Raw genomic sequence first — 6,000 nt, 5'->3', positions numbered from 1 at the left:
GAGGTCGCCGGCGACGGTCACGCCGAATTGCTCGACGACGGCGCAATCGAGATCACTTTCGCCTATCACAACGGCGACGAGGCCGTCCTCAAGGCTAAACGAGAGACTTCTTCAACAGCCTGCTAGGTGCCGGGTTCCCAGCCGGACGGCGCCATTTCGAAGCTCGAAAACTCGAAGCCGGGGGCCACAGTGCAGCCGACCAGCGTAAACCGGCCGAGCGGTTCGGCAGCCTGCCAGGCATCCGCCGGCACCACCGCCTGCGGCCTTTCGCCCTTGGCAAGGTTGGTGCCGAGCGTCACCCGCTCGACCGCCCTGCCGTCCGAGATGCGCAACAGCAGCGGATCGCCGGCATAAAAATGCCAGACCTCGGCGGCATCCCGCACCCGGTGCCAGTGCGAGCTTTGGCCCGTCTCCAGGAGATAGTAGATCGCCGTCGAATGGCCGCGCGTGCCGGCATTCCCATCGCGAAAAGTCTCGACGTACCAGCCGCCCTCTGGGTGAGGCTGCATGCCGAGGGCCTCGATGATTTCTTTTGCTTCCACCTAGAAATTGTCCTTCCGTTTGCGGATTTCGGCAAAGACCTCTTCGTTGGTCTTGCTTTCCATCAGCAGGTTGCGGCGGATCGACGGGTCGGTAGCGCGCAGGAAGGGATTGGTCTCCTTTTCAAGCCCCATGGTCGTCGGGATGGTGAACCTTCCCGCGTCACGCTGCGTTTCGATTTCCTTGAAGCGGGCCTGCAGCCGTTCATTGTCCGGATCGACGCTGAGGGCGAACCTGGCATTGGAAAGGGTGTATTCATGGCCGAAATAGACGGCCGTTTCATCCGGCAGCACAGCGAGTTTCTGCAGCGAATGCCACATGTCGGCGGCGGGGCGTTCGAAGATGCGGCCGCAGCCGAGCGCGAAAAGCGTGTCGGCGGCAAACAGGATCTTATCGTCGGGGAAATGGTAGCAGATATGGCCGGCGGTATGGCCCGGCGTCTCGATGACCCGCACGAGATGCTCGCCGAACTGGAATTCGTCGCCATCCGCCATGGTCCGGTCGAGGCCGGGGATCGCCACCGCTTCGTTGAACGGCCCGATGATTTCGAGCCCGAATTTTTCCTTGAGCGCGAGGTTCGCCTCGACGTGGTCGCCATGGTGATGAGTGGTGAAAATATGGGTGATCTTCCAGCCGCGGCGAGCGGCGGCATCCAGGATCGGCTGTTCCTCCGGTGCGTCGATCGACGCGGTCAGGCCGCTTTCCGGGTCGTGGACGAGAACGCCGTAATTATCGCTTCGACATGAAAAAACTTCGAGTTCAAGCGGTTTCATAACATCACCCCTATTGCTGAAATTGCTTTCAGGAACAATGTAGAGACTGAGTACCTGAAGTCCAACCACCTGCGTGACAGATGTCCGTCGATATCGTCGATCTCCGCGAGTTTTATCACTCAGCTCTTGGCCGGCTTGCCGAACAGTCCATCGCGATTGCGCTCGCCTCGCTCTGGGCGCGCCTGCCGGAGGAACGGCTGGTGGGGCTCGGCTACGCCGTGCCTTATCTCGACCGCTTCCGCACGGATACGGAGCGTACCTTCGCCTTCATGCCGGCCGGGCAGGGGGCCGTGAACTGGCCCGTCGGCGAGCTTTCCTCCACGGCGTTGGTCTTCGACGAGGAACTGCCCCTGCCGGATTCCTCCGTGGATCGCGTGCTGATGGTGCATTCGCTCGAATTTGCGGAAAACCCCCGCGAGACGCTGAAGGAACTCTGGCGGGTGCTGGCGCCCGGCGGACGGCTCGTCATCGTCGTGCCGAACCGGCGCGGCGTCTGGGCGCGCATGGAACATACGCCGTTCGGCTCCGGCCGGCCCTATTCGCGCGGCCAGCTCACGTCGCTGCTTCGCGAGACCAATTTCACGCCCGGTGCCAGCGCCGAGGCGCTGTTCTTCCCGCCATCGAAAATCCGCACGGTGCTGAGGCTGCGTCACGGTTTCGAGCGGATGGGCCGGCGTTTCTGGCCGGTCTTTTCCGGTGTGATCGTGCTCGAGGCGCAGAAGCGTCTTTATCAGGGGCTGCCGGTCGCGGCGCGTGCTTCCCGCCGTGTCTTCGTGCCGGTGCTGGCACCGCAGGGCGTGCCGACGACGCGGACGGGGTGAAGGCGCTCTTGCGCATTGCCGGTTCCCGGACCTTTGTGGCTCAGGGGGCGTCGTTCGAAACGGTCCATCGGATCGTCCCCTCGGCTGCCCCGACCATTCCTCACCCCTCGACAACAATCATTTTCGGCTTTAATGCCTCAGGATCACCCGCCATTCCAGGCATTTCCGAAAAGGTTGATCCGATGAGCATCGTCACGAGTGAGCCCGTTCCGCGTCCAGGCATTCTGGATATCGCCGCCTATGTGCCCGGCAAGGAACACGCTCCCGGCGTCTCGCGCGTCTTCAAGCTTTCCTCCAACGAAACGCCGCTCGGCCCGAGCCCGAAGGCGATCGAGGCCTTCAGGCAGGCGGCCGGCAACCTGGAGCTCTATCCGGACGGCCAGGCCATGGCGCTGCGCGAGGCGATCGCCGCCGTGCATGGGCTCAACGTCGCGAACATCATGTGCGGCAACGGCTCAGACGAACTGCTCGGCCTGCTCTGCCACGTCTATCTCGGCGCCGGCGACGAGGCGATCATCACGCAGCATGGCTTCCTGGTCTACAAGATCCAGATCATGGGGACCGGCGCAACGGCGGTCGAGGTCAAGGAGAAGGATTGCACGGTCGATGTCGATGCGATCCTTTCTGCTGTTACGAGCAAGACGAAGATGGTCTTCATCGCCAATCCCGGCAATCCGACCGGCACCTATGTGCCCGTCGCCGATATCCGGCGCCTGCATGCCGGTCTGCCGAAGAACGTCATCCTGGTGCTCGACGCGGCTTACGCGGAATATGTCCGCAAGAACGACTACGAAGCCGGCCTCGAACTCGTTTCTTCCAACAGGAACGTGGTGATGACCCGCACCTTCTCGAAGGTCTACGGCCTGGCGGCGCTGCGCATCGGCTGGATGTACGGCCCGGCGGCCATCCTCGACGCGCTGAACCGGGTGCGCGGTCCGTTCAACATGAACGCGCCCGCCATCGCTGCCGGTGCCGCCGCGATCCGCGACCAGGCGTTCGTGGAAAAAGCAGTCGAGCACAATATGCTCTGGCTGGACAAGCTCACCCACGCACTCACGTCGATCGGCCTCAAGGTCACGCCGTCGGTCACCAATTTCGTGCTCATCCATTTCCCGGATGTCGACGGCAAGCGGGCGCCGGAAGCGGATGCCTTTCTGACCAGCCGCGGCTATATCCTGCGGGCGGTGCGGGGCTATGGTTTTCCAAATGCGCTGCGTATGACGGTCGGCTCGGAAGAGGCGAACCGCGGCGTCATCGAAGCGCTCGGCGAGTTCATGGGTAAAGGCGCATGACAACCGTTCATTTTGACCGGATCGCGCTGATCGGCATCGGCCTGATCGGCTCGTCCATCGCGCGCGACGTCAGGGAACTTGGCCTCGCCGGCGAGGTGGTGATCTCGAGCCGCAGCCCGGAGACCCTGAAACGGGCCGAGGAACTGCAACTCGGCGACCGGTACGTCGCGTCCGCGGCGGAGGCCGTGAAGGATGCGGATCTCGTCATCGTCTCGGTGCCGGTCGGCGCGTCGGAAGCGGTCGCCAGGCAGATTGCCGGCGGTCTGATGCCGGGAACGATCGTCACCGATGTCGGCTCGACCAAGGCTTCCGTCATCGCGCAGATGGCGCCGCACATGCCGGAGAACGTGCATTTCATCCCGGGCCATCCGCTCGCCGGTACGGAAAAATCCGGCCCGGATGCCGGTTTCGTCGGCCTGTTCCGCGATCGCTGGTGCATCTTCACGCCGCTGCCGGATACGGATCAGGCCGCTCTCGGCAGGCTGAAGGCCTTCTGGACGGCACTCGGTTCGCGCATCGACGAAATGGATCCGCAGCACCACGACAAGGTTCTGGCGATCGTCTCGCACCTGCCGCACATCATCGCCTACAATATCGTAGGCACGGCGGACGATCTGGAGACGGTGACGGAATCGGAAGTGATCAAGTATTCCGCCTCCGGCTTTCGCGATTTCACCCGTCTTGCCGCGTCCGACCCGACCATGTGGCGGGATGTCTGCCTGCATAACAAGGACGCGATCCTGGAAATGCTGGCGCGGTTTTCCGAAGACCTCGCCTATCTGCAGCGGGCAATCCGCTGGGGTGAAGGCGACAAGCTGTTCGAGCTTTTCACCCGCACCCGCGCCATACGCCGCTCGATCGTCCAGGCCGGCCAAGACGTCGATGCGCCGGATTTCGGGCGCCACGCGCTGGATGTGAAGAAATAAGACAATTCAGATCGGCGGAATTTCGCCGATCTGGACGAAGCCGCCGGCAAACACCTTGCCGCGCTTGATGCTGAGGTCGAGCGACGCGTTCTTGCCGCCGCCAAGCGCCGATAGCATATTGCCGGCCGTACCGAGCATCGGCGCAAGATCTGGAAATGCCTTGCTCAGGCTGTCGCGCCAGGCATCGATCCGCTCGATCCGGAGTTTCAGCCGGCCGGACAGATAACCCTCCTCATCGAAGGAGAAGGGGCCGGACACGGTGACCAGCTTGCCTTCCCCCATATCCATCGAAAAGGTGCGCATCTCGCCCTGCGTGCCATAAAGGGCGAGGCCGTTCGGATCGCTGCCGTCGATCATGCCGGCGCGGCCCATCAGCGTCAGGTCGAGATTGGCGGTCAGGCGCGGCAGGAGTTGCGGCATGTCCTTCATCGTGGCGTCCGTACCTTCCAGCGTCACAGCGGCATCGAGATCATTGCCGTTCTGACGGAGGTGTACTTCCGTGTGCTGAGCGCCGATATCGAAGGCCTGTCCGGTTGCCGACGAGACGATGCTGGTCCTCGAATTCTCAATCACCGCAGATGTCCGTTCGACGCCGCGAAGCTTGGCGATCAGGCTCGACTGAAAATTCTGCCAGGTCGTCGAGACGGCAAGGCCATGGCTCGTGCGAACTTGGACGGGTGCGTCGAGTTCCCAGACGATATGGCTGGGATTGTAGACCTGGGCGGCGGAACGCAACGCGCCGAAGGTAGCGGAAATGCCATTCTGCCGGTCGTCGACGGCGACTTTGGAGCAGAACAGCCCGATCCGGAACGGGTAGCCGCGATATTCCGCCTCGTCGCAGTCCGCGGTAATGCCCTGCTGTTCCTGGCTGCCCAGGAGGGCCAGCGTCTGTTGCCGGAGCACGGATGCGGCATAAAACCAGCCGGCGGTGTAAAGCGCGATGAAAATCACCACCCCGCAGGCGAGCAGCCAGAGTTTTCCGCTGACGCCTGTCCGGCTTGACGCTGCCATGATGTTCTCCAATGGTGGCTTCGATTCTCGATGACGGCTTGGCGTGCGATATGGACGAATTTTGGGTGTTTGGCTACGGTTCCCTCATGTGGAATCCGGGTTTCGTGTTTGAGGAGAGGCTGGCCGCCCGCGCATTCGGTTTCCATCGCTCGCTTTGCGTGCGCTCCTATGTGCATCGCGGCACGCCGGACCATCCGGGCCTCGTGCTGGGGCTCGATCGCGGCGGCTCCTGCCGTGGCGTCGCCTTCCGCGTGAGCGAGGAGAACCGGGAGGATGTTCTCGATTATCTGAGGCGCCGCGAACTCGTCACCAATGTCTATCTGGAAAAGATCCTGCCCGTTTCGCTCGGCGCCGGCCGGCAGGTGAGGGCGGTCGGTTATATCGTCGACCGCCGGCATGTCCAGTATGCAGGTTCGCTTTCGGTGGAGGAGGCGGCGGAAACCGTCCGTGCATCGGCCGGCCAGTCCGGACCGAACGATGCCTATCTCTTCAACACGCTCGCGCATCTGAAGGAGATGGGTATTCGCGACTTGTGGCTGGAGAGCGTCGGGGCGGCCGTGGCTGCTGCTTGATGCGGTGATGGCACTCGCCCCTCATCCGCCTTCCGGCACTTTCGGGGGTAGGGCGAGGGGCAATG

Annotated in this window: 7 protein-coding genes; 4 read left to right on the top strand and 3 right to left on the bottom strand. The window is 62.9% G+C overall.

Going from position 1 to position 6,000, the window contains the following annotated elements:
- Positions 1 to 122 precede the first annotated feature (122 nt).
- Complete coding sequence (locus tag DMO26_RS30915) at positions 123 to 542, bottom strand: cupin domain-containing protein (protein WP_117196151.1); 420 nt, start codon at positions 540 to 542, stop codon at positions 123 to 125.
- Entirely contained in the window at positions 543 to 1,313 is a 771-nt protein-coding gene (gene gloB / locus DMO26_RS30910; RefSeq protein ID WP_117196150.1) for a hydroxyacylglutathione hydrolase, read from the bottom strand.
- 80 nt (positions 1,314 to 1,393) lie between these two features.
- Between gloB and DMO26_RS30905 the strand changes: the two genes are divergently transcribed.
- The 3 genes from DMO26_RS30905 to DMO26_RS30895 all read left to right on the top strand — a co-directional run bounded on the left by DMO26_RS30905 (position 1,394) and on the right by DMO26_RS30895 (position 4,352).
- On the top strand, positions 1,394 to 2,134 hold the full coding sequence (locus tag DMO26_RS30905) for a class I SAM-dependent methyltransferase (RefSeq protein ID WP_117196149.1): 741 nt from the start codon (positions 1,394 to 1,396) through the stop codon (positions 2,132 to 2,134).
- A gap of 182 nt (positions 2,135 to 2,316) precedes the next feature.
- Entirely contained in the window at positions 2,317 to 3,426 is a 1,110-nt protein-coding gene (gene hisC / locus DMO26_RS30900) for a histidinol-phosphate transaminase (protein WP_117196148.1), read from the top strand.
- The gene (locus DMO26_RS30895) at positions 3,423 to 4,352 is read left to right on the top strand and encodes a prephenate/arogenate dehydrogenase family protein (RefSeq protein ID WP_117196147.1); all 930 of its coding nucleotides are present in this window, start codon (positions 3,423 to 3,425) and stop codon (positions 4,350 to 4,352) included. Before hisC ends, DMO26_RS30895 begins: the two co-directional genes overlap by 4 nt.
- Before the next feature lie 6 nt (positions 4,353 to 4,358).
- Here the strand turns inward: DMO26_RS30895 and DMO26_RS30890 are convergent, their stop codons facing one another.
- Complete coding sequence (locus DMO26_RS30890; protein WP_117196146.1) at positions 4,359 to 5,363, bottom strand: DUF2125 domain-containing protein; 1,005 nt, start codon at positions 5,361 to 5,363, stop codon at positions 4,359 to 4,361.
- Between the two features lie 38 nt (positions 5,364 to 5,401).
- On the opposite strand from DMO26_RS30890, the gene DMO26_RS30885 reads away from it, so the two are divergent.
- Positions 5,402 to 5,935, top strand: a complete 534-nt coding sequence (locus DMO26_RS30885) for a gamma-glutamylcyclotransferase (RefSeq protein ID WP_117196155.1) — start codon at positions 5,402 to 5,404, stop codon at positions 5,933 to 5,935.
- The last annotated feature ends 65 nt before the right edge of the window (positions 5,936 to 6,000 follow it).

The organism is Rhizobium terrae (assembly GCF_003425685.1).
Classification (GTDB): domain Bacteria; phylum Pseudomonadota; class Alphaproteobacteria; order Rhizobiales; family Rhizobiaceae; genus Neorhizobium; species Neorhizobium terrae.
Note: the sequence above shows the minus strand (reverse complement) of the source record. Positions and strands in the feature narration are given on the sequence as shown.